Below are 24239 nucleotides of genomic sequence, written 5' to 3'. Positions count from 1 at the left end.
GCATGCATTCAGTACGGACCGGATCCGGCAAGCCACTCCTCCTGCTCCACGGAATCTCCAACCTGCACAACTGGGATCCGATCGTTCCCGCGTTGGCCCGGGAGCGCACCGTGGTCGCCGTCGACCTGCCCGGGTTCGGCAAGAGCGAGGCCCTGCCGGGTGAGGTGACCGTCGCGTCGTTGACCGACGCGGTGGAGACGTTCATCGCCGAAGAACGTCTCGGCGACGTCGACGTGGTCGGCAGTTCGATGGGTGCCCGCATGTCGCTCGAACTCGCCCGCCGCGGCCATCGCGGCAACGTCGTCGCACTCGACCCCGGCGGCTTCTGGACCGACCGCCAGGTGAAGGTGTTCGGCGCCACCGTCGGCCCGTCGATCGCGTTGGTGCGGCGCATCCAGCCGCTGCTGCCCGCCCTGACCGCGAACCCGTTCGGGCGCACCGCCCTACTGCTGCAGTTCTCGGCCAAGCCCTGGCGGCTGCCCGCCGACCTGGTGCTGCAGGAGCTGCGCAACTTCGCCGGCTCCCCCAGCCTCGACGAGGCCCTGCACGACCTGGTGCACGGGCCGAAACAGCAAGGCGCCCCGGCCGGTTCGCTGCGGGGGAACGTCGTCATGGGGTGGGGCCGCAACGACCGCGTGACGGCGCCCAGCCAGGCGGAGCGCGCGACCCAGCTGTTCCCGGATGCCTCCCTGCACTGGTTCTCCGGGTGTGGGCACTTCCCGCACTGGGATCGGCCGCGCGAGACCGAACGCCTCATCCTCGAGTCCATCGGGTAACCGTTGAGCGGATGTCTTGCGGGACCGCGGCCCACCTGATGGGGTCGACGCATGCCATTTCTCGAAACGGACGACGGCCGGGCGTACTACCGGCACTGGGCGGCCCTCAACCCGCGGGCTGCCGTGATCTTCCTGCACGGGTTCGGCGAGCACACCGGGCTCTACCATCGCTACGGCTTCGCGCTGAACGCCGCGGGCGTGGACCTGTGGGCGGTCGACCAGTTCGGGCACGGCCTGACCCCGGGTGAGCGCGGGGACTTCACCACCCTGGAGGCCAGCATCGGGTTGGCCGACCGCCTCGCCGAGCTAGCCGAGGCCGAACGCCCGGGCACACCGCTTGTCGCCCAGGGTCATTCGTTCGGCGCGGTGGCCACGCTGTGGAAGCTCCTCGCCAACCCCGCGCCATACCGGGCGGCGGTGGTCTCGGGCGCACCGCTGGTGCCGGTCCCCGGTCTGGTCGACGTCGACTCGACCTTCGAGATCGCTCCGAGTCAGCTGTCGGCCGATCCGTTCTACCTCGACGCCATCGAGAACGATCCGCTGGCGTTCGTCGACGCCGACGGCGGCCCCTGGCGCGTGAGTTGGACCGGGGCTGGGACGCCTTCGGCGCGACCCTGCCCACCCTGGCGGTGCCCACGCTCGCGGTGCACGGCAGCAACGATCCCATCGCGCCGGTGGGTGCGGTGCGGGCCTACGCCGAGCAGATCGAGCCACTGTCGCTCGTCGAGATCGACGGTGGCGGGCACGACATCCTCAACGACGTGACCCATCGGGAGGTCGCCGCCGCGATCGTCGACTTCGTCGGCCGACACCTGGACTGAGCTTCATCCACAGGAGTTGTGCACAGTGTGGATGAATTACACGCGTGTACTTCCCGTCAACGCCACAGCGCACCGGCGGCACGTTCCGCCGCGCGGATGCCGGACTCGAGGTCGACCGTCGTGACGAGAAGCTCTGGCGTGTCGCGCTGTCCGACACGATCCGCCTGCGCCGCCACCGAACCGTCCGGCGCGATGACCCTGCTCTTGCCGAGTAGTTCGTCGCCGCACTGATTCGCCATGACCCACCACTGGCCGTTGACCAGGGCGTTGGCCGGGTAGAGCACGTCCCACCACGATTCTGCGGCGACTTCGTACGCACACGGTGCGACCACGACCCGGGCGCCGAGCCGGTTCAGCTGCCTGGCGTAGGCGGGATGGTCACCGTCGAAGCACGTGCTCAGACCTACCGCCCCGATCCCGTCGACGTGCACGACGGTGGGTTCATCTCCCGCCGCGAAGACCTTGTCTTCACCAAGTGGTGTGTACAGGTGAACCTTGCGATGTACCGCTGCACGCCGGCCTGCCGGGTCGTAGACGACGGCGGTGTTGTAGAGGACGTCTCCGTCGCGCTCGGGTACCGTGCCGGCGAAGAGCCATACCTGGTTGGCACGGGCAGCCGCTGCCAGTGCCTCACCCCGGGGGCCGTCGATCGGTTCGGCGGCGTCACCCGCATCGCGAGCGAGCGTCGCGGGGTCATACCCACAGGGCCACAGCTCGGGGAGCACCACCCAATTGCAGCCACGGTCGGCCAATGCGCCGATGAAGCCCTGCGCGGCGCGCAGATTCTCGTCGGGCTCGTGGCAGCGTGGCAGCCACTGCGCCAATCCGATGGTGACGGTCATCGCTGCTCGGGTTCGTCGGCCAACCCGCGCCACGGCCGGGTCAGGTTGTCCGGAAGCAGGATCTTCGCCAGGTCCGAGGGAGTCAGCAATCCTCGGTCCAAGACCAGTGAGGCGATGTCGGTGTCCGAACGCAGGGCCTCGGCCGCGAGCCGTGTCGCCGCCTCGTAACCGATGTAGGGGTTGAGTGCGGTGACCAGACCGATCGAACGATCGACCGTCGACCTCATGTGCTCGACGTTGGCGGTGATGCCGACCACGCACCGGCTCCGCAGGGTTTCGCAGGCAGCGGTCAGGTGCGCCAACGACTCGAAGAGGCTGTGGGCGATGATCGGTTCGAATGCGTTGAGCTGGAGTTGCCCGCCCTCGGCGGCCATGCTGATCGCGACGTCGTTGCCGACCACTTCGAATGCCACCTGATTGACCACTTCGGGTATCACCGGGTTGACCTTGCCGGGCATGATGCTCGAACCCGCTTGCACCGGTGGAAGATTGATCTCACCGAACCCGGCGCGGGGCCCCGACGACAGCAACCGCAGGTCGTTGCAGATCTTCGACAGCTTGACCGCGGTCCGCTTCAGCACCCCCGACAACTGGACGAAGGCACCAACGTCCTGGGTGGCCTCGACGAGGTTCGACGCGGTCACCAACGGCAGTTCGGTGACGGCGCGGAGCTCTTCGCAGACCAGGCCGGCGTAATCCAGGTGCGCATTGAGGCCCGTGCCGATCGCGGTGCCGCCGAGGTTGATCTCGGCGATCAGAACGTTGGCCTCCCCCAGTCGATCCGCGTCCTCGCCGACCATGATGGCGTAGCTGCCGAACTCCTGACCCAACGTCATCGGTACGGCGTCCTGGAGTTGGGTGCGGCCCATCTTGAGGTGGCTCCCGAATTCGACCGCCTTGTCGGCGAACGCCGACACCAGTTCGGTCATGGCCAATTGCAGTCTGTGCACCGCGAATTGGAGGCCGACCTTCACCGCGGTCGGGTACACGTCGTTGGTGCTCTGCCCCAGGTTCACGTGTTCCAGCGGATGCAGGTGGGCGTAGTCACCGCGTCGGTGACCGAGCAGTTCCAGGCCGCGGTTGGCGATCACCTCGTTGGCGTTCATGTTGGTCGACGTGCCCGCACCACCCTGGATGACGTCGACGACGAACTGGTCGTGCAGTGCTCCGGCCTTGATCTCCCGGCAGGCTGCGACGATCGCATCGGTCCGTTCGGCACTGAGCAACCCGAGCCGGTGATTGGCACGCGCCGCCGCGAGCTTGACGCAAGCCAGGGCGACGATCAGTTCCGGATAGCGCGCGATCGGCATGCCGGTGATGGGGAAGTTCTCCAGCGCACGGGCGGTGTGCACTCCGTAGTACACGTCGCCGGGCACCTCGAAGTCGCCGAGCAGATCGTGCTCGCGGCGCAGCTCGGTCGAGGTCATGGCGTGCCGCCGATCAGATGGTCCCGGGTACCGGGGTCGAGCGCGGCATCCAACACGGTCAGTGCCAGCGCACGTGCGCCCTCGACTGCCGCGCGGTCGGCCGCCGGAGTCGCGGCGGCAGCGGCGAATTCGGGTTGATGGTTGACCGCGGGGAGCGAATCGATGCCGATGTAGGGGTGAATGGCCGCCACTTGCTGCGAGACGTTGCCCATGTCGGTCGAGGCGCGATTCATCAACGAGTCCGATCCCGAGCTGAAGCGTCTGCCCAGCTGCTCGGCCCGGTGCACATAGTGGCCGAGCAGGCGTTCGTCGGTGCGGAATTCGGAGTAAGGCTTGCTCTCCGGGCTGATCGTCAACTCGCAACCGGTGGCCAGTGCGCCGGCCTCGAAGCACCGGTTGACCCGTCGCTCGAGGTCGGCGAGTTCGGCCAGCGAGCCGGCGCGGACATACCAGCGTCCCTCGGTGCGCTGCGGAATGGCGTTGGGCGCTTCGCCGCCGTTGGTCATGATGCCGTGCACCCGGGTGTCGGGCGGAAGATGTTGACGCAACAGGCCGATGCCGACCTGCGCCAGCGTGAACGCGTCCGCGGCGTTGATCCCGCGGTCGGGGTAGGCCGCCGCGTGCGCGGACTTGCCGTCGTAGCGAATGTGGCTGTGCGACACGGCATACGGTTCGGCGCGGGCCACGTCGACCGGCCCGGGGTGCACCATCGCGGCGGCGTGCACTCCGGCGAACCCGCCGCGGTCCAGCATTTCGATCTTGCCTCCCCCGCCCTCCTCGGCCGGGGTGCCGAAGACCGACAGGGTGATCCCGAGGTCGTCGACGTACGGCGCGAGTGCGATCGCAGCACCGGTCGAGATGGCGGCGATGACGTTGTGTCCGCAGGCATGTCCCATGCCGGGCAGCGCGTCGTATTCGGCGCACACCGCCAGATGCAGCGGCCCGGTGCCACGGCGCGCCAGGAACGCGGTCGGCAAATCCGTGTAGTTCTCCTGCACGGTGAATCCGGCGTCGGCAAGGTTACCGGCGACCCGGGCGCTGGATCTGACTTCCTCCCAAGCGATTTCGGGGTGCGCGTGCAGATCGTGGGACAGGGCCAGGATCCCGTCGACGACCCGGTCACCGGTCGTGCGGACGGCATCTTCCAGTGCGGTGGTCACAGGTCCCCCGGCACGCCGTAGGACGGTGCGGCCGTCGGGTCGAGTCCACGGGTGCGGTAGTCGGCCTTCTGCGGTTCCCACACCGTCCACAGCCGATGAAGTTCCGCGATCGGGTCGTCGTGCCAGTCGACGCGCAGATCGGTTACCGGCCACGCCACGTCCGCTGTCACCTGCAGTCCGGCCGAGTGCACGGGACCGGCCTCCCCGCCTGCGGTGAGCGCCGCGCTCAGCCCGTCGAGCAGCCGTCGTTCCAGCGCAGGCGCGGTCGAGGCCGAGTATCCGTCGACCAGGGCCTGGATGACCCCTGCGTCACTCAGCATGTTGCCCGCGGCCGCAACGTCTTCCGCTCGCACCTCGTGACGGATGCCCAATGCCTGGGCTCCGGTGTGAATCGCCGTGCCGCCGGTGCGGTCGACGACGATCAGTTGTCGGTATTCGGGGTGTCGCTCGGCGGTGACGGCGGCGGCGAGAGCGGTCGCGGCGTCCGCGCCGCCGGCCAGTGCCTCCAGCGCGACGAACCCCAGATTCGGGTTGGTGACGTTCTGAGAGGCCACCGCTCCGACCCCGGCCCGCAGGTGCACGCACCGTGACGCGACGGCGGGACTCGACGAGCACACCACCATCCCGAACGCCGAACCGTCGCGGACGACGAGTGAGAACGTCATTGGCTGAGCACCGCGGTGGCGTCGATCTCGACCAACCATTCGGGTCGGGCGAGGGCGTCGACGACGAGTCCGGTGGACACCGGGTACACGCCCTTGAGCCAGCGCCCCATGACGCGGTACACCGGTTCGCGGTAGCGGATGTCGACCAGGTACACGGTGACCTTGACGATGTCGGCGAGGCTGCTGCCCGCCTCGTCGAGCAGCATCGCGATGTTGGCCATCGCCTTCTCGGCCTGGGCTTCGACGTCGCCGACACCGACGGACTCTCTGGTGTCGAGGTCCTGGCCGATCTGGCCGCGCAGATACACGACGCCCCCGGCGACGACGGCCTGGCAGAGGTCGTTGTCGAGGTTCTGTTCGGGATAGGTGATCTTGGTGTTGAAGGGCCGGATTCGCCGGTGCGTCGCGCCTTCTGGGGTCGCGTCGAGCATGTGTGAGCGCTCCTCTTCCGTCAGCGCTCGGCGAGCGCCGGCGCCTCGTAGGCCAAATAGCTTCGCTGAATGGCGATTTGGTCGGCAAGGTACTTGGCGTCGTGCCAGACCCCCCAGATGAAGCTGGATCCGCGTCGTGACTGCCAGGGCAGTCCCAGGAAGTAGATTCCCGGTTCGGTCGACACGCCCCGCTGATGCAGTGGCTTGCCCCGTTCGTCGAAGGCGTCGACCTGCAACCAGCCGTAATCGAAGGCAAAACCGGTCGCCCAGATTATCGAGGTGACGCCCGCTGCTGCGAGGTCGAGTTCGCGCAGCGGATCGGTGACGCATGCTGGATCGGGCAGGAACTCACGGGCCCGTGGTTCCTCGGGCAGGTCCAGCCCGTTGCGGGCGACGTAGGCGTCCGCTTCGTCGAGCATGGACAGGTAGTTCGCGTCACCTGCTGCGATGTTGGTGCGCAGGTCGTCGGCGAAGTGCATGACACCGTCGACGAACGGGCCGGCCAGTCCGGTGAGCGTCACACCGGTGGCCGCGAGTTCGCGAAAGTCGACGGTGTGCCCACCGTGGGCGCCGCTGACCGCGATCGTCACGTGCTCGGCACCCCGCGGCGGCGCGGCCAGGTCCCATTTTCCCAAAACACCCAGCCACCAACAAAAGTCGCGGCCGCGGTAGCTACGTGGTGGCCGGTCGTGCGGTCCAACGGCCAGGTACACCTGGCGGCCGGCCTGACGGAGTTCGTCGGCGATCTGGACGCCGGAGGATCCGGCACCGACCACCAGGACGGCTCCGTCGGGCAGCTGCTGGGGATTGCGGTAGCCGCTGGAATGGATCTGGTGCAACCCGGAGGTCTCGGGGACGACCGGTGGGATGATCGGCTTCTGGAACGCACCCGTCGCCGCGACGACGTAGCGGGCGTCTATCGTCCCGTCGGAGGTTTCGACGCGGAAACCGGAGCGGCCGTCGATCTTTCGTACCGAGGTCACGTCGACTCCGGTGCGAATCGGAGCGTCGATCCGGCCGGCGTAGGAGACCAGGTAGTCCGCGACCTCCTCCTTGGTGGGGAAGCCGTCGGGGGCGACGTCGAACTCCTGACCGGGAAAGCGGTCATGCCAGGCGGGCCCGTTGGCCACTAGCGAGTCCCAGCGCCACGAGCGCCAGCGCTCGGCGACCCGGTCACGTTCCAGCACGAGGTGCGGGATGTCCTTGACGCCGAGATGCTCGCTCATCGCGATCCCGGCTTGGCCGGCTCCGACGATGAGAACTTCGACCTCTTGGTGGTTCAACACGACCTCCACGAACTGGGCAGTTTTACTCGCTCCTCCATCGTTCAACGGCCCGTTGCATCTGTACAGCGCATAGATCCGATGTACGGCATTGGGAAAATCGATTTCACGCATGTCAGCTGTTCGGTGCGCTCGCGAACAGATTGCGACACAGCTCGGCCACCACGCTGGCCCGTCGGGTCGGCCTGGCCGCGAGAGCGTCGAGCAGGACCACGGTCAGGCTGGGTACGCCTCCGCTGATCGGGACGACGGCGACGGCATGCCCGTCCAGGGCAGTCGGAACGGCCGCCCGCAGGTTGAGCACGCAGTAGGCGAGTTCCCGGCCAACCAGGGCGCGACACGTCTCGACGGTCGTGGACCGATAACGAATGTTCGGCGTGACACCTGCTGCGGTGAAAACGCTTTGGAAGTAATCGCGACTGTGCGGCAGATCGAGCAGGACCATCGGTTCGTCGGCCAATTCGGCCAGATCGACCTGCTCACGATTGGCGAAGCGGTGCGATCCGGACACCAGTGCGTAGGGCGGCAAGCTGAAGAGAGGCCAACGCCTCAATCGTGGGTCGTCGACGAGGTCGTAGCCGATGCCGAGCTCGAAGGTGCCGTTGGCGACGCCTTCGGCGAGTTCGGCGAGATCCGCCTCGGTGGTGTGCAGGTACAGCTTCGGCAGCTTCTCGGCGGCGGCAGCCAGCAGTTCCGGCAGCAGGTAGGGCGCCACCACCTGAAAGCACCCGATTGACAGAGTGCCGCTCAGCGAGGTGCCCAGCCCTTGCGCGACGGCTCGCAGATCCGCCGCCGAGGCCAGCAACCGGCGACTCTCGACGAGCAGTTCCCGTCCGGCCGGTGTCAGACTGATACCGCGCGCATGGTGACGGACCAGCAGTTGCACCGACAGTGCGTTCTCAAGATCGGCCAGCGCCGCCGACATCGCCGACTGCGACAGGTGCACTGCGGCGGCCGCCCGAGTGACGCTGCCGGCCTCGGCCACCGCGACGAAGTATTCGAGCTGCCTGAGCGTGTAGTCCGGCATGGCACCCCCGGTGCATTGAGAAAACTGATCTTAAGGTTCGGAAACACCGGCTGTACAGGTGCGCCCTGGAGGAGCAGGGTAAATCCCGTGACTTCTCCCGAAGCGACCCCGGCCACGCTGACTGACTGGACCCGACACGCAGCGGCACTGACCCCGCGCGACGGCATCTACGTCGACGGCTCCTTCCGTCCGGCCCAATCCGGCGCGACGTTCGACTCCCTCGACCCGGCCACCGGCCGCGTGCTGGCGTCGGTGGCCTCGGGACAGACCGAAGACGTGGACGTTGCGGTGACCTCGGCGCGCCGCGCCTTCGAGGGCGGCGAGTGGTCGCACGCGTCGGTGAGCGAGCGCAAACGGGTTCTGCTGAGGCTGGCGGAGTTGATCAACGACAACGGCGTCGAGCTGGCGCTGCTGGATTCTCTGGACATGGGCAAGCTGGTCACCGAGGCACACACCGTCGACGTACCCTCCGGCGCAGGACTATTCGCGTACTACGGCGAGGCACTCGACAAGATCAACGGCGAGATCGCTCCCACCGAGCCCGGCAACCTGGCCCTGGTCACCCGTGAGCCACTCGGCGTCGTCGGGGCCGTCACACCGTGGAACTTCCCGTTGGACCTGGCCATCTGGAAGGTTGCGCCCGCGCTCGCCGCCGGCAACTCCGTCGTTCTCAAACCCTCTGAGCGGGCGCCACTTTCGTCATTGCGACTCGCCGAGCTGGCGACCGAGGCTGGCCTGCCCGACGGCGTTCTCAACGTCGTCCCCGGCTTCGGCGACACCGCGGGTGCCGCCCTGGGACTGCACCCGGACGTCGACGTACTGGCATTCACCGGATCCACCGCCACCGGACGGCGGTTCCTGCGCTACGCATCGGAGTCCAACCTCAAGCAGGTATGGCTGGAATGCGGCGGCAAGAGCCCCAACGTCGTGTTCGCCGACGCCGACCTGGACGAGGCGATCGAGATGGCCGCCTTCGGTGCGTTCTACAACCAGGGCGCCGTGTGTTCGTCGAATTCCCGACTGCTGGTGCACGAGTCGATCGCCGAGCACGTCACCGCCGCTTTGATCGAGAAGGCCGCCGCCATGCTGCCGGGCAACCCGCTGGACCCGGCTGCGACGCAGGGTGCCATCGTCGACGAAGCCCACACCGCCCACGTCCTGGGCTTCATCGATCGGGCCCGGCAAGACGGCCAGATCCGGGTGGGCGGGGAACGACGCATCGTCGACGGCGGTGGGTGCTTCATCGAGCCGACCATCGTCACCGGCCTTGGCTCCTCAGCCGAGCTCGTCACCGACGAGGTGTTCGGCCCCGTTCTCGCCGTCCAGACCTTCGACGACGAGGACGAGGCCATCCGCATGGCGAACGACGGCGTCTACGGGTTGGCGGCCTCGGTGTGGACCAACGATCTGCGGCGCGCGCACCGAGTGTCTGCGGCGCTGCGGGCCGGGACGGTGTCGGTGAACACCGTCGACGCGCTGAGCGCGCAGACCCCCTTTGGCGGGTTCAAGCAGTCCGGCTTCGGACGTGACCTCTCGTTGCACGCCCTCGACAAGTACACCGGCCTCAAGACCACCTGGATCAAGCTGTAGCGCAACGGATCAGGTCAACGGCCCGTTCGGCGACCGTCATGATCGTGCCCACCGGGTTCACCGAGGGGATGGTCGGGAAGATCGACGCGTCGACGATCCGCAGGCCGTCGACGCCCTGCACCCGCAGTTCGGGATCGCACACCGCCATGGGGTCGTCGGCGGCACCCATCCGGCAGGTACCCGACACGTGGTAGACGGTCTGATGCGTCGAACGGAGTGCCGCCGAAAGATCCTCGTCGGACGTCACATCGCTCCCCGGGAACACCTCCGGTCCGATCCACTGCGACATCGGGGATTCGGCGGCAATGCGACGGGCCAGGCGGATACCGGCGATCAGCGTCGCTTCGTCCGCCCCGTCGGGATCGGTGAAGTAGCCGTAGTCGATGCTGGGCGCCGCGGCGGCATCGTCTGAGGTAATCCATACGCGGCCCCGGCTTTTCGGCTTGGCGACGTTTGGTGCGATCGAGACGATGCGTTCAGGCAGCTCGGCGCCGTAGGTGACCGCGTGATCGGCGACGGCCTCGACCGGGAAGTGCATCAGGACGTCCGGCCGCGCTGGCCCGTCGTCGTGAAGGCGCACCGCGGCACCGGCATCCCATCCCGTCGCACAGGTCTCGGGCACTTCGCGCACTGCCTGCCACACGATCAGACCCTCGGCGTGGTCCATCAGGTTCTCCCCCACGCCGGGGCTGTCGACGACGACGTCGACGCCGGCGTCCGAAAGTACCTTGCGTGGACCAATACCGGACAGCTGCAGTAGTTTTGGGGTGTCGATGGCACCACAGCAGACGATCACCTCGCGGGCGGCGTCGAACCGGTGCTCGATTCCGTCACCGTCCGTGGCAAGCACGCCGACCGCGGACCCGCCCTCGACGAGCACCCGGTTGGCGTGCATGCCGTGGCGGACGGCGAGATTGTCGCGGGTGCGGATCGCCTCGTGCAGGTAGTGCACCGACGTCGACGATCGCAGATGAGTTCCCGGGGTGTAACCGATCTCGAAGAAGCCTGCGCCCCTGCCTGTTTCAGCGAAGTCGGCGTCACTGTTCCATTTGGTCCTGGCGGGCAGGGCCAGGGCCCGCCGCGCCGACTCGACCACGTCGGCGACGTAGGGGTTTTGGTCCTTCTCCGCCACCGGGGTGATGGGGGTGGCCAGCCTGTCGTAATACGGATGGACGGTCGAGGCGTCCCAGCCCTTCGCACCGAGACCGACCCATTCGTCGAGATCGGCGGGCAGCGGCCGCCAGGTGATCATGGTGTTGGCCGTGGAGCAGCCGCCCAGGATCCGCATCCGGGCCTGCCGGATGTTCGAGTTGCCTCGAACCTGGGTGACGCTGCGGTAATCGAGGTCGTACTCGCCTTCGAGCATCTCCGCCCAGCGACGGATGTCCAGCGCGCGGGGCTCGTCGGCGTCGGACGGGCCGGGTTCCAGCACCGTCACCGTGACGTCGGGATCCTCCGAGAGTCGAGCGGCGACAATGCATCCCGCAGTGCCGCCGCCGACGATGACGTAGTCGGCCGTCGTCATACCGCGCTTCCGGCGCGGTCGGTGTCCTGGACGGACTTGGCGCGCAGCTTGGGCTTCATCAGCACGTAGTACAGCGGGCAGATCACCGCCAGGCCGACTATCCAGGAGATGTCGACCTTGCCCATGCTCTCGGCGATGAAGCCGGTGAACAAGGTGGTGGACAGGAACGGGATCTGCACCAGGATGCCGGCGAAGTAGCAGCCGATCGCGACCCAGTTGAAGCGCCCGTAGCGTCCACCGTCGCGCTCGAACAGGGCGTCGATGTCGTAGTCGCCATGCCGCAGCAGGTAGAAGTCGACCAGGTTGACGGCGGTCCACGGGATCAGCACACACAGCAGCAGAGCCAGGAAGTTGGCGTAGTTGGCCAGGAAGTCCTCGGCACTGAGTAGTGCGGGCACCAGCGTGATCGCGAACAGCACGATCGACACCACGGCGCGACCGCCGGCGCCGGCCTTCCACTTCGGGAAGAACGTCTGCCCGACGGTGATCGTCGACAGCGTCCCGCAGTAGAGGTTCATCGCGTTGGTGGCGGTGATTCCGATCGCGAAGATCGCGAAGATGCCCGTGCTGACACCGTGCGTCAGCGTGGACAACCCCGCCAGGGTGTCGTCGTCGGGTAGGGCGGCACCGACCAGAACACCGAGCAGCATCGGCAGGACCGACCCCAGCACGCAACCGGAGTAGGTGCCCCAGAAGGCAGCCCGCTGACCGGTGTCGCGCGGCATGTACCTGGTGTAGTCCGAAACGTAGGGGGCATAGGCGATTTGCCACAGTGCAGCCACCGACAAGGTGGCCATGAAGCCCGCCCAGGTGAACCCGCCGGAATGCCACGTCTCCGCCGGAACACCGTTGACGCCGATCATCCAGACGAACGCGACGATGAGCGCCCCGCCGGCGACCACCGACAGCACGGCGGTCACCTTGTGGATCAGCCGGTACCCGACGATGGTGGCGATGACGCTGATCACGCCGATGACCACGATGGCGATGTTGGTCGGCAGTCCGGTGACCTGAGCCAGCGCCTGACCACCGAGGACGGCGTTGGAGGCGAAGAAACCCAGGTACATGAACACCACGAGGACGACCACCAGCAGGCTGCCGTACGAGCCGAACTGGGCGCGGGTCTGCAGCATCTGCGGGACGCCCATCTGCGGTCCCTGCGCAGCGTGCAGCGCCATCACCACGGCGCCGATGACGTTGCCGAGCACCACCGACAGCGCACCCGCCCACAACGGCAGGCCGAACACCGTGGTGGACAGGGCTCCGGTGATGATGGTCAGCAGCATGATGTTGGAGCCGAACCACACCGTGAACAGGTCACGGGCTCGGCCGTGCCGTTCGTCGAGCGGGATGTGCTCGATGGTTCGACGTTCGATGGAGTCTGGGGCGGACACGGGTTCGGTCATGGGCACCGGCTTTCCAGATGGTTCAACTGTGGCGGGGTGACCGCGATCACCTCAGTATTCGACCTTCGGTAGCACAGATAAATCACAAAGAACCGGCATTTTGAATCGGTTTTGACGATGCAATGTCGCCGACCGGCTCGTCGGCGACCCGCCCGACCCGCAATGGCGCCGCCACGACGTACCCGACGATGCCGAACGCGGTCAGAGCCGCGAGGGTACCGATGGTGAACAGTTCGAAGACGCCGGCGCCGACGCCCCAGGTCTGCTCGAAGTCGTAGTCCAGGCCGAACAGCCGCTCCAGTGTCCCCGGGAACACCGCCACCCAGCTGCCCAGCGCCACCCAGGCGAAGCACAGGACGCCCAGGAGCCGGAATCCGTTGTCCGAGACCGGCACTTTGAAGGGTCTGGGAACGTCGGGGAATGCCGTCCGCAGGCGGATCGCCGCGGGGATCGCGAGGAGATAACTCAGCAGGAACGTGGAGATGGCGATCGAGAGCACCACCGCGAACACCGCGGCGGCAGAACCGCTGAGTGCCATCGCGGCAAGCATGAAGATCGTGCCGACCACCCCCGACAGAAGGTTGACCCGCACCGGGGTGCCCAGCTTGGGATGGAAGCGGCCGAAGAACCCACCGAAGAACGACCCGTCCGCCGCGGCCATCGCCTGCATCCGATCGCTGATGATCATCCAGGCCGAACCCTGCGTCATCAGGACCAGTGCGAAGGTGACGGCCGTCAGGGTCATCATCACGGGAGCCGCCGATCCGTAGACGCCGTACACGACGGCCACGGCGTCCATCAGACCCCCGATACCGGTGATCTGCTCGGCGGGCACGACCAGCAGAATCGCCGCGATGGGCAGGAGATATGCCGCGGCCGCGATCGCCGAGGATCGCGCGATCGCGATCGGTACGTCGCGGCCGGGGCGTTTCATCTCACCCGCAGCGCTGTTGCCCGATTCGAAGCCCAGGTAGGAGAACAGCAGGAGCGGGGTGACGCCGAGCAGCCCCGCCAACGTCGGCGAGAAGTCACTGGCGGTCAGTCCCGCGAAGCCGTGTCGCACGGCGTAGATGCCGGCGGTCACGACGAAGCTCAGCAGGAACAGGATCTTGAGGATGGCGCCGACGTTGGGGATCCACTTGCCGTGCTTGAGGCTGACGACCGCCGCCAGCACCGTCATCCAGATGAACACCGTCTTGAAGGCGTAGTCGGTCGACGACCCGTGCTCGAAGGGCGTCACGTACTGGCTCCAGACCTCCGAGGCGATGAACGTGCACGATCCCCCGACCCAGACCGGCTGCGTCACCCACGTGAGCAACGAGGCAATCGCGGCCGCGGGCCGGCCAAAGGCGCTTCGCACCCACACGTAGACACCGCCCTCGTCGGTGAACGTGCTGCCGATCTCGGCGAAGATCAGGCCGTAGGGCACCAGGAAGAAGACCGCGAGCACCAGCGCCCACGTGAACGTCTGCCCCCCGAAGCTGGATACCTGGCCCAGCACTTCGATCGACACGACCGCTGCCACGATCAGGAAGACGATGTCGAGTCGCCCGAGCGTCTTCTGCAGATGTTGGGACTCACTCGCCGCCCGGGCCGTCTGCTCACCGGCAGAAATCTCGAACTGTTTGTCTTTCATGGCAATTCGCTCCTTGCAAGGTCCGAGTGAGCGCGGTCACTCCCTGCCATGACACTGCGGCCCGGCCGCGCGTCTGTAAAGCGGTCTTTTCTTGTCTCGAACATCGAAGAATCCGATACATGTTCGGGCACAGACGCTTTGATTGGACATGCCAAATCGCCCGTGCCCCAACGTGGGTCACGGGCGACCGACAATCGGCTACAGCACCCGAGCGGCCAGCTCGTCGAGCACGCGACGTACCCGGCCGACCAACGTGTCGATGTCGTCGCGGCTGAACACCAACGGCGGCGAGAACTGCATCAACGGCGTTCCTTCGTGGTCCACCGCCGCACGACAGAGGATGCCCGCCTCCAATAACGCGGGCTGCAGGATGGTGTAGACGAAGTCGTTCGCGCCCGTCTCGGCCGACCACGTGCAGCGCGTCTTGTCGGTGACCAACTCCAGCGAGTAGTGGTATCCGAGGCCGCGGACGTCGCCGACGAGTGGCTGATTGAGAAGCGTGTCCAGCTGCTCCCGGAAGTACTCTTCGTTGCGTCTGACGTTGCCCAGGACGTCCTCGCGTTCCATGACGGCGATGTTGGCCAGTCCGGCAGCGCAAGCGGCGGGATGCCCGCCGAAGGTGAGTCCGTGCAGGTACATACCGTCCGGCCCGTTGTTCACGGTGTCGAGGATGTGGGAGGTGGTAATCATGCCACCGAGCGGAACATGCGCCGAGGAAACACCTTTGGCGAAGGTGATGACGTCGGGCTGCACGTTGAAGCGGGTCGAGCCAAACCATTCACCGAGGCGGCCGAAGCCGCAGATGACTTCGTCGGCCACCAGGACGATTCCGTGGCGGTTGCAGATCTCCCGCACGCCTTCGTGATATCCCGCTGGGGGCGCCAGCGAGCCGCCGGCATTCTGCAGGGGCTCCAGGAAGATGGCCGCCACCGTGTCGGGGCCCTCGTGCACGATGAGCGATTCGAGCTCGTTGAGCAGCAGCTCGGTGAACTGCTGTTCGGTCTCGTCTGCGCGTCGCTTGTACCGCTTGCTGTTCGACACGTGGCGCGAGCCGTACATGAGCGGTTCGAATTGCTTTCGCAGGTTGGTCATCCCATTCAATGACAGTGCCGCATAGGAGGTTCCGTGATAGGCGACCCGGCGCGAGATGAATTTCATCCGGGCATGCTCACCACGCGCTTGGTGGTACTGCCTGATGAGTTTGATGGCGGCTTCGTTCGACTCGCCTCCGCCGGAGGTGAAGTACACCCGGTCCAGCCCGGCCGGAGCCAGTTCGGCGATCTTGGCGGCAAGCTTCACCGCGGGCGGGTGCGCTGCGCACCAGTTGGTGTAGTACGGCAGCTCGGCCATCTGCTCGCGAACGGCGTCGCCGATCTCGCCGCCGAAGCTGTAGCCGACGTTGACGCAGAACAGTCCGGCCAAGGCGTCGACGTACTCCTTGCCCTGGTCATCCCAGAGCAGACTCCCTCGCCCGCGCACCATCACCGGCGGCGGTGCATCGGTGTAGACCGATCCCGCGGTGAAGCTCATGACGAGGTGGCGCTGGGCGAGTTCGCCGAGGCTCTCGGTGGCGGGTGGGCTGGTGTCCGCATGCGCGATGGTGTCGGTCATGACTGTCCTTTCAGTTCCCGGGCGATGTCGTCGACGATGGCGATCTGATAGTCGACGACCCGGATCGTGGGTTGTTGGGCGATGAACGTCTCTTCGAACGGGTCGACGACCTCGGTGCGCAGACCGGACAGTGTTTCGATGATCGCCAGCCCGCAGAAGGGCACGGCGGACTCGGCATATCCGCCTTCGTGGACCACCACCAGCCGGCCGTCGCACAGGGCGTCTGCGGCGTCCTTGACCATGCGGGTCAATTCACGGAAAGACCCGGCGTGCAACAGTTGTCGCGCCAATGGATCCACCGCGTTGGCGTCGAGGCCGCTGGCGACCACGATGAGCTCGGGACGAAACTCCTCCAGGGCGGGGATGACGATGCTGCGCATGGCATGCAGGTAGGTCTCGTGACCGGAGCCAGGCGGTAGGGGCACGTTGAGGTTGAAGCCCAGTCCGGCCCCCTCACCACGTTCTGCCACGGCGCCACTGTCGGTGGGAAAGCAGTTCTCCTGATGCAGCGAGATCGTCAGGACGTCGTCGCGCTGGTAGTAGATGTGCTGAGTTCCGTTGCCGTGGTGGACGTCCCAGTCGATGACGGCGACCTTGCCGAGCCCCCGACTTGCCTTCGCCGTTTCGATCGCAATGGGGATGTTGGCCAGCAGACAGAATCCCATTCCGCTGTCGGGCAGGCAGTGATGTCCCGGTGGGCGGGACAACGCATACGCGTTGGGCAGTAAGCCGTCGAGCACGTCGGCGACGGCCCGCGTGGCCAAACCCGCCGACAGCGTGGCGATCTCGAAGCCGCCGTTGGAGAACAGTGCCTCCGGGCCGATCTCGCCGCCGCGGCCTGCGCTCAACTCCTGGAAGCGGTCGACGTACTCAGGGGTGTGCACGCGCAGCAGATCCTCGCGGGTGACGGGCTCGGCGCTGCGCACCGCCAACCTGCCGGTCAAGCCCGATACGTCCAGCAACGACTTGAGACGACGCTTCGACTCGGGCGACTCCGGATGGCCGCCGCCGGCCAAGGGCTGCAACCACCCGCCCACGGGCAGGAACAACACGGCCTCACCCGTGCTGTGCCACAGACAGCGCTCGTCGTGAAAGAAACCCGTTTCCTTCGCCATGGCCGTCCTCTACGAGTGGATTCTTTGCGCTTAGACGCAAAGAATGCACCTACGAGGATGACGCGTCAAGACCCGCGGGCATGTCGGTCACAGCTGGACGCCGGTGGCGGAGCGTGCATAGCTGCGCAGCAATGCCACGGCCGCAGCCGTGTCGAGGGAGGAATTCCCGCCGTTGAGGTACATGCCGAAGGCGTCTTCGAGGGCGACGAAGTTCTGCGCGACCGCCTGCACCGGCTCGGTGAGCGCGAAGTCTCCCGAGGCGCCGCCGGCCTCGAGGACGGCCACGTAGAGCGATACTTCACGCTCGAACAGCAGGGTCATCAACGTGCCGTGAGTGGGGTCGCGCCCCGCATTGACCGAGAATTCGTAGACTGCGCGACTCAGCACATCGCCGTCACCGGCGGGCAATCCGGATTCGATGAGGTTCGCGAGTCGGTCGACGGGGCTGTCGAGCTTGGTGATCGCCTCCAACCGCTGCCAGTAGTAGCGGTCCACGGCGACGCGGTAGACCTCGTCGATGAGGTCGTCGATCTCGGGATAGTAGTAGGCGACCAGACGCGGAGAGACCTCCGCAGCTTCGGCGATGTCCTTGACGCGGACCGCACCCAAACCTCGCTCGGCGATGACGTCGATCGCCACCGCGGCAAGCTGGCCGCGCCGCGCGTCCTGGTTTCGCACCCGCGCCACACGATCCTCCTCCGCACCCAGACCACTCTGCCGACGTCATCGTATGCCTGGGTTGCATTCGTTCCGTCGGAGCGCAAGAAACGGTTCGTTCGGATCGCCTACAGCCAGGTGTCGGCGGTGGTCGCGGTCAGGAAGGCGTCCAGGTCGTCGCGCCACTGGGCCGGCGAGGTCTTGTCCGGTTCGATGCCGGTGTACTCCCCGCGGTAGAACAGCAGCGGTCGCGGCTTCGTCTTCGGCGGCTCCGACATGGCGTGCACCGCGCCGAAGACCACGAAGTGGTCCCCGCCGTCGTGCACGGAAGCCACGCTGCAGTCGATGTGCGCAAGCGTCCCGGCGAGCACCGGCGACCCCAGATGCGACGGACTCCACTCGACGCCGTCGAACTTGTCCGGTTCCCGCGAGCCGAATCGGGCCGAGACGTCCTTCTGGTCCTCGTGCAGCACGTTGACACAGAACTTCCCGCTCGCCTCGATGGCCTGCCAGGACCGTGACTGCTTGGTCGGGCAAAACAGCACCAGCGGCGGATCCAGCGACAGCGCCGCAAAGGACTGACACGCGAAGCCAATTGGTTCGTCGTCGTGCACGGTGGTGATGATGGTGATGCCCGTGCAGAACTGCCCGAGCACGTGGCGGAACGTGCGGGCGTCGATCGGTTCAGACATGACTACTTGAAGCCGACGCTGAAGTCGTGACCCCACAACGACACCGCGGTGCTCTCCCGGGCCACCCAACTGGTGTCTTCGACTTCGAGCCCCTCGCAACCGAATTCGATGTCGAATCCGCCGGGAGTCTTGATGTAGAAGGACAGCATCTTGTCGTTGGTGTGCCGGCCCAATGTCGCCGACATCTTCACCTTGCGGCGCAGCGCGCGGTCCAGGCATAGGCCGACGTCGTCGGCTTCCTCGACCTCCACCATCAGATGCACGATCCCGGTCGGGTTGGGCATCGGCATGAAGGCCAGCGCGTGATGGCGCGGGTTGCAGCCGTAGAAGCGCAACCAGATCGGATCGGAGTCGGCGGGACGGCCGACCAGTTGCGGCGGCAGGCTCATCGAGTCCCGCAGCCGGAAGCCCAGCACGTCCTGATAGAACGCCTGGGCCGCGGCATCGTCGTCGCACGTGAGCACCACGTGCCCGAGGCCCTGCTCGGCGGTGACGAACTTGTGGCCGTACGGGCTGACGAACCGGCGGCCCAGATACTGGGCGCCGTGGAACGCCTCCAGAACATTGCCCGCAGGATCGACGAACCGGATCAGGCCCTCGACGCGCCGTTCGAGTTTGTCCTCGCGGGTGCCCTCGGTGAACTCGACGCCGGCCTTGGCCAGCGTCTCGCGCAGGGCCTGCAGAGCGGGTGCGTCGGCGACCTCCCAGCCGGAGACGAGCAGACGGTCGTGCTCACCCGGCACGATCACCAGCCGGGCCGCCATCTCGTCCATGCGTAGATAGAGCGCACCCTCGGTGGACGCCTTGTCGGGGGCGGAGCCTTCCACCATGCCCAGCACCTTCAGCGCGAACTCACGCCATGCCGACACATCGGTCGCTTCGATGCGCATGTACCCCAGCGCCTTGATGCTCATGGTCTAACTCCTCAGGAAATCAACAGTGAGCTCGTTGAATTCGTCGAACTTCTCCAGTTGTGCCCAGTGACCGCACTGGCCGAACACGTGGAGCTGCACGCGGGCGATCTGCTTGAGGGCGACGAACGCACCGTCGATGGGGTTCACGCGGTCCTCGCGACCCCAGATCAGCAGCACCGGCTGGCGCAGCTTGTAGACGTCGCGCCACATCATGCCCAGCTCGAAGTCCGCCCCGGCGAACGACTTTCCCATCGCCTTGGCCGCCGCGAGGGACTCCGGCTGGCTGGCGATCGCGAAGCGTTCGTCGACCAGTTCGGGGGTGATGAGCTTTTGGTCGTAGACCATGATGCGCAGGAACTTCTCCATGTTCTCGCGCGTGGGGTCGACGGTGAACTTGCCGAGCAGCTTGACGCCCTCGGTCGGGTCGGGCGCGAAGAGGTTGACGCTCAGGCCGCCGGGGCCCATCAGCACCAACCGGCCCGCCCGCTTCGGGTTGTCGAGCGCGAAGCGCACCGCCGTGCCGCCGCCGAGCGAATTCCCCACCAGCGCAGCACGTTCGATGCCCAGCTGGTCGAACAGGTTCAGCAGGGCGGTCGCGCTGTAACGGTTGTACTGCTCGTGCTCGGTGTGCTTGTCGGACCACCCGTATCCGGGCTGGTCGACGGCGAGCACGTGGAAGTGCCGGGCCAGCACGGCGATGTTCTTCGAGAAGTTCGACCAGCTCGACGCGCCGGGACCGCCGCCGTGCAGGAGCACGATCGTCTCCGAATTGCCAACGCCCGCTTCGTGATAATGCAGGCGCATGTCGTCGCGAACCTGCGCGTAGCGCGAGGTGGACTCGAAGGTGATCTCCTGCTGGTTCTCGACTTCCTGAGCGAACGATGTCATCAGACCATCGTGTCCGCGGGAGGCAGCCCGAAGGCCTCGTTTCCGAAGATGAGGTACGCCCGCTCCGGCTCGTTGGCGGCGTGCACCCGACCCGCGTGGGCATCGCGCCAGAATCGCTGCACCGGCTTGTCGGTCTCCAGCGCGGTCGCGCCGGACGCCTCGAAGAGCAGGTCGATCGACGCGATCGCGCGGGCGGTGGCGCGTACCTGGTCGCGACGCGCACGGGCGCGAAGCTCGAAGGGAATCTCCTGCCCGGACGTCAGGAGCGCGTACTCGTCTCCGACGTTGCCGATCAGTTGACGCCAGCCGGCGTCGATGTCGCTGGCCGCCTCGGCGATGCGCACCTTGGCGAACGGGTCATCCTTGGACTTCTCCCCGGCGAAGGCGGCCCTGACGCGCTTGCCCTGATGTTCGACGTGCGCGTCGTAGGCGCCGTAGGCCATCCCCATGATCGGTGCGGTGATGGTCGTGGGATGCATGGTGCCCCAAGGCATCTTGTAGACCGGGGCGGTGTTGTTCTGCAGACCGCCCGCGGTCCGGTCGTTCATCGACTTGTAGGACAGGAAGCGGTGCTTGGGCACGAAGACGTCCTTGACCACGACCGTGTTGCTGCCGGTGGCCTTGAGTCCCACGACGTGCCAGACGTCGTCGATGCGGTAGTCCGACCGCGGGATGAGGAAGCTGCCGAAGTCGACGGGGCGGCCGTCCTTGATGACCGGTCCGCCGAGGAACGCCCACGTCGCGTGGTCGCAACCCGAGGACCACTGCCAGGCGCCGCTGACGAGGTAACCGCCGTCGACGACGGTGCCCGCCCCCATGGGCGCGTACGACGACGAGATGCGGACCGAGGTGTCGTCACCCCAGACCTCCTCCTGCGCCTGCTGGTCGAACAGGGCGAGGTGCCAGTTGTGCACGCCGATGATCGAGCTGACCCAGCCGGTCGATCCACACGCGCTGCCAAGCCTGCGCACCGCCTCGTAGAACGCGGTGGGGTCACACTGCAGGCCGCCCCACTGTTCGGGCTGCAGCAGCTTGAAGAAACCGGCCTGGTCGAGTTCCTCGATCGTCTCGTCGGGGATGCGTCGCAGATCCTCGGCGGCCTGCGCACGCTTGGCGATCAACGGCAACAAATCGTCGATGCCGTCTAGGACCGATTGCACGTCGCGTTGTTCAATAGACGTCACTGGTTGCCTCCGGGCATCGTGGGGCGGATCAAGAACTGGTCCAAGATTAGAACACGTTACGATTTGTGTCGAGTAAGGCATTCCCATGACGGCTAGACCTGCGGAAGTATGTTTTTGTAACGTGTTCTAGTTTTGACCCCGGGAGCTGTGCAGCACCGTGATTTTCGACTGATGGAGGACAGACCGTGACGGACGAGCCGCTCGGCACCCACGTGCTGGAGCTGCAATTGGCCGCAGTCGTCGAGGAAACCGCCGACGCACGTTCGTTGGTCTTCAAGGTGCCCGACGGACCCGGAGCGCAGGCCATCCCGCCGGAACGGCTCCGACACCAGCCCGGTCAGTTCCTCACCCTGCGCGTGCCCAGCGACCGCACGGGATCGGTCGCCCGGTGCTATTCGCTGTGCAGCTCCCCGTTCGGCGACGAAGCCCTGACCGTCACGGTCAAGCGCACCGCTGGCGGCTACGCGTCGAACTGGTTGTGCGACAACGCGCACCCCGGCATGACGATGCACGTCCTGGCGCCCTCGGGCACGTTCGTGCCCAAGACGCTCGACACCGACTTCCTCCTGCTGGCGGCGGGCAGCGGCGTCACGCCCATGATGGCGATCCTCAAGTCGGCGCTGTCGGAGGGCACCGGCCAGGTCACCCTGGTCTACGCCAACCGCGACGAGAAGTCGGTGATCTTCGCGGCCGCCCTGCGCGAACTGGCCACGAAGTACCCCGACCGGTTCACCGCCGTGCACTGGATCGAGACCGTCCAGGGACTGCCGAGCGCGGCCGCCCTGGTCAACCTGGTGGCCCCCTACGTCGAGCGCGAGACGTTCATCTGCGGGCCTGGCCCGTTCATGGTGGCGGCCGAGGAAGCCCTCAAGGTCGCAGGCGCCGCCCCGGAGCGGGTCCACCTCGAGGTGTTCAAGTCCCTGGAGTCCGACCCGTTTGCTGCCGTCGTCATCGACGAGGACGAGAGCGACGAGGGACCCGCGACAGCAGTGGTGACCCTCGACGGCGAAACCCAGGACATCCGCTGGCCGCGCAACGCCAAGCTGCTCGACGTCCTGCTCGACAAGGGCCTCGACGCGCCCTTCTCGTGCCGCGAAGGTCATTGCGGCGCCTGCGCGGTGCTGGTCAAGAGCGGCGAGGTGGACATGGAGGTCAACGACGTCCTCGAAGCCTCCGACCTCGCCGAGGGACTGATCCTGGCCTGCCAGGCCAGGCCGAAATCCGATTCGGTCGAAGTCACCTACGACGAATGACGTGCGGGCTAACATTCGCTGGACCCATAGGAGCGCCAGTGTTTCGATCGGCTAAGAGTCTCGCAGCGGTGTCGGCACTCCTGCTCGCGTTCGGCGTCCTCAGCCCGTCCGCGCAGTCGGTCGCCGCGACGAACACCGCCACCAAGGGCATCGCCGTCGACGAGTCCCACACCGTGCAAATCCATGTCACGGCCAACTGCGTCAGGGCCGAGAACAGGTGCTACTTCGACACGCTGGCCGACGTCCTGACGCCCGACGGCACCACGGGATTTCCGTCGGACTTCTACGGCAGGCAGAACACCACGATTCGGTCGACGAATCGACTGGTCTACATGGACGCGGACTTCGACGCCCCCAACACCCGGATGTTCAAGTCGATCAGCGACACCGAGTTCGCGACGGTCTACTTCGCGGGCAACCCGCCCGTCATGCGCGGCGACGCCCGCACCGTTCAGTTCGAGACCGGACAACCGAACACCGACGCCGGGTTCATCGCCTGCGCGTACATCCAGGTGGTCTACGGCGGCATCAACTTGACCACACCGACGGCCTGCGCCCAAACCACCTACGCCTGAACCGGATTCGCTACGCGAGCTGGCCGACCAGAACCGGTTGCGCGCGATACTCGGCGGGGAACAGCTGCTTGAGCGCGTCAACCTTGGGCATGTCGTTGACCGCGATGTAGGAACTCGTCGGATTCGAGTTCAAGTAGTCCTGGTGATACTGCTCGGCGGGGAAGAAACCGGTGTTCGGCTCGACCTTCGTCACGATCGGTGCGGGGAACGCGTGCGCGGCGGAGAGCTGTGCGACGTAGGCGTCCGCGACGCGCTGCTGAATGGGGTCCTGGGCGAAGATCGCCGACCGGTACTGCGTGCCGTCATCGGGACCCTGCCGGTCGAGCTGCGTCGGGTCCTGCACCACCGAGAAGTAGATCTGCAGGAGCTGACCGAACGTCACCTGGGCCGGGTCGTAGCTGATGCGCACCGACTCGGCGTGCCCGGTGGTGCCAATGCTGACGGTCTCGTAGTTCGCCGTCGCCTGCTGCCCGCCGGCGTATCCGGACTCGGCCATCGTCACGCCCTTGACGTGCTGGAATACGCCCTGCACACCCCAGAAGCAGCCGCCGGCGAGGACGGCGGTCTCCGTCGTCCCGGGCGCCGCGGCGGGTTCGTCGACCGTCGGTGCGGGGACGACGACGGGAGCTGCGGTCCCGATGCCTGCGAGCACCGCCGGGCTGGTGATGGCGCCCGACTGCACGCCGATGAACAGCGCGGCCACCACCCCGAGCGCCCCGAGACCACTACCGAGGGTCAGCCTGCTGCGATTCGCCACCATG

23 protein-coding genes are annotated in these 24239 nt (G+C 66.6%); 5 read left to right on the top strand and 18 right to left on the bottom strand.

All coding sequences use genetic code 11. The features are described from left to right. Nucleotides 1–2 precede the first annotated feature (2 nt). Nucleotides 3–776: an alpha/beta fold hydrolase gene (locus H7J06_RS22815; RefSeq protein ID WP_264041505.1), complete on the top strand. Its 774-nt coding sequence runs from the start codon at nucleotides 3–5 to the stop codon at nucleotides 774–776. Nucleotides 777–827: 51 nt separating this feature from the next. Next, nucleotides 828–1541 carry an alpha/beta fold hydrolase gene (locus tag H7J06_RS22810; RefSeq protein ID WP_264041503.1) on the top strand — a complete coding sequence of 238 codons (714 nt, stop codon included), beginning with the start codon at nucleotides 828–830 and terminating at the stop codon, nucleotides 1539–1541. Between the two features lie 112 nt (nucleotides 1542–1653). Here H7J06_RS22810 and H7J06_RS22805 read toward each other — a convergent pair whose 3' ends face one another. The 7 genes from H7J06_RS22805 to H7J06_RS22775 form a co-directional block, all read right to left on the bottom strand. Then, the gene (locus H7J06_RS22805; protein WP_264041500.1) at nucleotides 1654–2439 is read right to left on the bottom strand and encodes a carbon-nitrogen hydrolase family protein; all 786 of its coding nucleotides are present in this window, start codon (nucleotides 2437–2439) and stop codon (nucleotides 1654–1656) included. Continuing rightward, nucleotides 2436–3866 (bottom strand): aspartate ammonia-lyase, encoded by a 1431-nt coding sequence (locus H7J06_RS22800; RefSeq protein WP_264041498.1) that lies wholly within the window; start codon nucleotides 3864–3866, stop codon nucleotides 2436–2438. The genes H7J06_RS22805 and H7J06_RS22800 overlap by 4 nt, the downstream gene beginning before the upstream one ends. Then, nucleotides 3863–5026: a M20 family metallopeptidase gene (locus H7J06_RS22795; RefSeq protein ID WP_264041496.1), complete on the bottom strand. Its 1164-nt coding sequence runs from the start codon at nucleotides 5024–5026 to the stop codon at nucleotides 3863–3865. Before H7J06_RS22795 ends, H7J06_RS22800 begins: the two co-directional genes overlap by 4 nt. After that, a complete protein-coding gene (locus H7J06_RS22790) occupies nucleotides 5023–5691 on the bottom strand; it encodes a DUF1028 domain-containing protein (protein WP_264041494.1) in 669 nt (222 codons plus the stop codon). The genes H7J06_RS22795 and H7J06_RS22790 overlap by 4 nt, the downstream gene beginning before the upstream one ends. Then, nucleotides 5688–6122, bottom strand: a complete 435-nt coding sequence (locus H7J06_RS22785; RefSeq protein WP_264041492.1) for a RidA family protein — start codon at nucleotides 6120–6122, stop codon at nucleotides 5688–5690. The genes H7J06_RS22790 and H7J06_RS22785 overlap by 4 nt, the downstream gene beginning before the upstream one ends. Nucleotides 6123–6142: 20 nt before the next feature. Beyond that, nucleotides 6143–7405 carry a flavin-containing monooxygenase gene (locus H7J06_RS22780; protein ID WP_264041747.1) on the bottom strand — a complete coding sequence of 421 codons (1263 nt, stop codon included), beginning with the start codon at nucleotides 7403–7405 and terminating at the stop codon, nucleotides 6143–6145. 115 nt (nucleotides 7406–7520) lie between these two features. Continuing rightward, nucleotides 7521–8432, bottom strand: coding sequence for a LysR family transcriptional regulator (locus H7J06_RS22775; RefSeq protein ID WP_264041490.1), 912 nt, complete (start codon nucleotides 8430–8432; stop codon nucleotides 7521–7523). Between the two features lie 87 nt (nucleotides 8433–8519). Here H7J06_RS22775 and H7J06_RS22770 point away from each other — a divergent pair, with 87 nt between their 5' ends. Next, entirely contained in the window at nucleotides 8520–10022 is a 1503-nt protein-coding gene (locus tag H7J06_RS22770; protein WP_264041487.1) for an aldehyde dehydrogenase, read from the top strand. On the opposite strand, the gene H7J06_RS22765 is transcribed toward H7J06_RS22770, so the two are convergent. From H7J06_RS22765 to hsaA, 10 genes are all read right to left on the bottom strand, one after another. Next, the gene (locus H7J06_RS22765; RefSeq protein WP_264041485.1) at nucleotides 10012–11547 is read right to left on the bottom strand and encodes a GMC family oxidoreductase; all 1536 of its coding nucleotides are present in this window, start codon (nucleotides 11545–11547) and stop codon (nucleotides 10012–10014) included. The genes H7J06_RS22770 and H7J06_RS22765 overlap by 11 nt on opposite strands. Beyond that, a complete protein-coding gene (locus tag H7J06_RS22760) occupies nucleotides 11544–12953 on the bottom strand; it encodes a purine-cytosine permease family protein (RefSeq protein ID WP_264041483.1) in 1410 nt (469 codons plus the stop codon). Before H7J06_RS22760 ends, H7J06_RS22765 begins: the two co-directional genes overlap by 4 nt. An 82-nt stretch (nucleotides 12954–13035) precedes the next feature. Next, nucleotides 13036–14589, bottom strand: a complete 1554-nt coding sequence (locus H7J06_RS22755) for an APC family permease (RefSeq protein ID WP_264041481.1) — start codon at nucleotides 14587–14589, stop codon at nucleotides 13036–13038. Nucleotides 14590–14787: 198 nt separating this feature from the next. Then, nucleotides 14788–16200 carry an aspartate aminotransferase family protein gene (locus H7J06_RS22750; RefSeq protein ID WP_264041479.1) on the bottom strand — a complete coding sequence of 471 codons (1413 nt, stop codon included), beginning with the start codon at nucleotides 16198–16200 and terminating at the stop codon, nucleotides 14788–14790. Beyond that, a complete protein-coding gene (locus tag H7J06_RS22745; RefSeq protein ID WP_264041478.1) occupies nucleotides 16197–17315 on the bottom strand; it encodes a histone deacetylase-like amidohydrolase in 1119 nt (372 codons plus the stop codon). The genes H7J06_RS22750 and H7J06_RS22745 overlap by 4 nt, the downstream gene beginning before the upstream one ends. A gap of 87 nt (nucleotides 17316–17402) precedes the next feature. Continuing rightward, complete coding sequence (locus tag H7J06_RS22740) at nucleotides 17403–18002, bottom strand: TetR/AcrR family transcriptional regulator (protein ID WP_264041476.1); 600 nt, start codon at nucleotides 18000–18002, stop codon at nucleotides 17403–17405. A gap of 98 nt (nucleotides 18003–18100) precedes the next feature. Further along, entirely contained in the window at nucleotides 18101–18664 is a 564-nt protein-coding gene (gene hsaB, locus H7J06_RS22735; protein WP_264041474.1) for a 3-hydroxy-9,10-secoandrosta-1,3,5(10)-triene-9,17-dione monooxygenase reductase subunit, read from the bottom strand. A gap of 2 nt (nucleotides 18665–18666) precedes the next feature. Then, a complete protein-coding gene (hsaC, locus tag H7J06_RS22730; RefSeq protein ID WP_264041472.1) occupies nucleotides 18667–19578 on the bottom strand; it encodes an iron-dependent extradiol dioxygenase HsaC in 912 nt (303 codons plus the stop codon). 3 nt (nucleotides 19579–19581) lie between these two features. Continuing rightward, nucleotides 19582–20466 (bottom strand): 4,5:9,10-diseco-3-hydroxy-5,9,17-trioxoandrosta-1(10),2-diene-4-oate hydrolase, encoded by an 885-nt coding sequence (gene hsaD, locus H7J06_RS22725; RefSeq protein WP_264041470.1) that lies wholly within the window; start codon nucleotides 20464–20466, stop codon nucleotides 19582–19584. Then, nucleotides 20466–21650, bottom strand: coding sequence for a 3-hydroxy-9,10-secoandrosta-1,3,5(10)-triene-9,17-dione monooxygenase oxygenase subunit (gene hsaA, locus H7J06_RS22720; RefSeq protein ID WP_264041468.1), 1185 nt, complete (start codon nucleotides 21648–21650; stop codon nucleotides 20466–20468). The genes hsaD and hsaA overlap by 1 nt, the downstream gene beginning before the upstream one ends. Nucleotides 21651–21835: 185 nt before the next feature. Here hsaA and H7J06_RS22715 point away from each other — a divergent pair, with 185 nt between their 5' ends. Together H7J06_RS22715 and H7J06_RS22710 are read left to right on the top strand one after the other, a co-directional pair. Further along, entirely contained in the window at nucleotides 21836–22903 is a 1068-nt protein-coding gene (locus tag H7J06_RS22715) for a ferredoxin--NADP reductase (protein WP_264041466.1), read from the top strand. 38 nt (nucleotides 22904–22941) lie between these two features. Next, entirely contained in the window at nucleotides 22942–23478 is a 537-nt protein-coding gene (locus H7J06_RS22710; protein ID WP_264041463.1) for a hypothetical protein, read from the top strand. 10 nt (nucleotides 23479–23488) lie between these two features. Here H7J06_RS22710 and msrA read toward each other — a convergent pair whose 3' ends face one another. Continuing rightward, the gene (gene msrA / locus H7J06_RS22705) at nucleotides 23489–24238 is read right to left on the bottom strand and encodes a peptide-methionine (S)-S-oxide reductase MsrA (protein ID WP_264041461.1); all 750 of its coding nucleotides are present in this window, start codon (nucleotides 24236–24238) and stop codon (nucleotides 23489–23491) included. Nucleotide 24239: the final 1 nt, after the last annotated feature.

It is taken from the genome of Mycolicibacterium hodleri, assembly GCF_025822245.1.
Lineage (GTDB): Bacteria > Actinomycetota > Actinomycetes > Mycobacteriales > Mycobacteriaceae > Mycobacterium > Mycobacterium hodleri.
The sequence above is the reverse complement of the archived record's forward strand: the minus strand, read 5'-3'. Positions and strand labels throughout refer to the sequence as shown.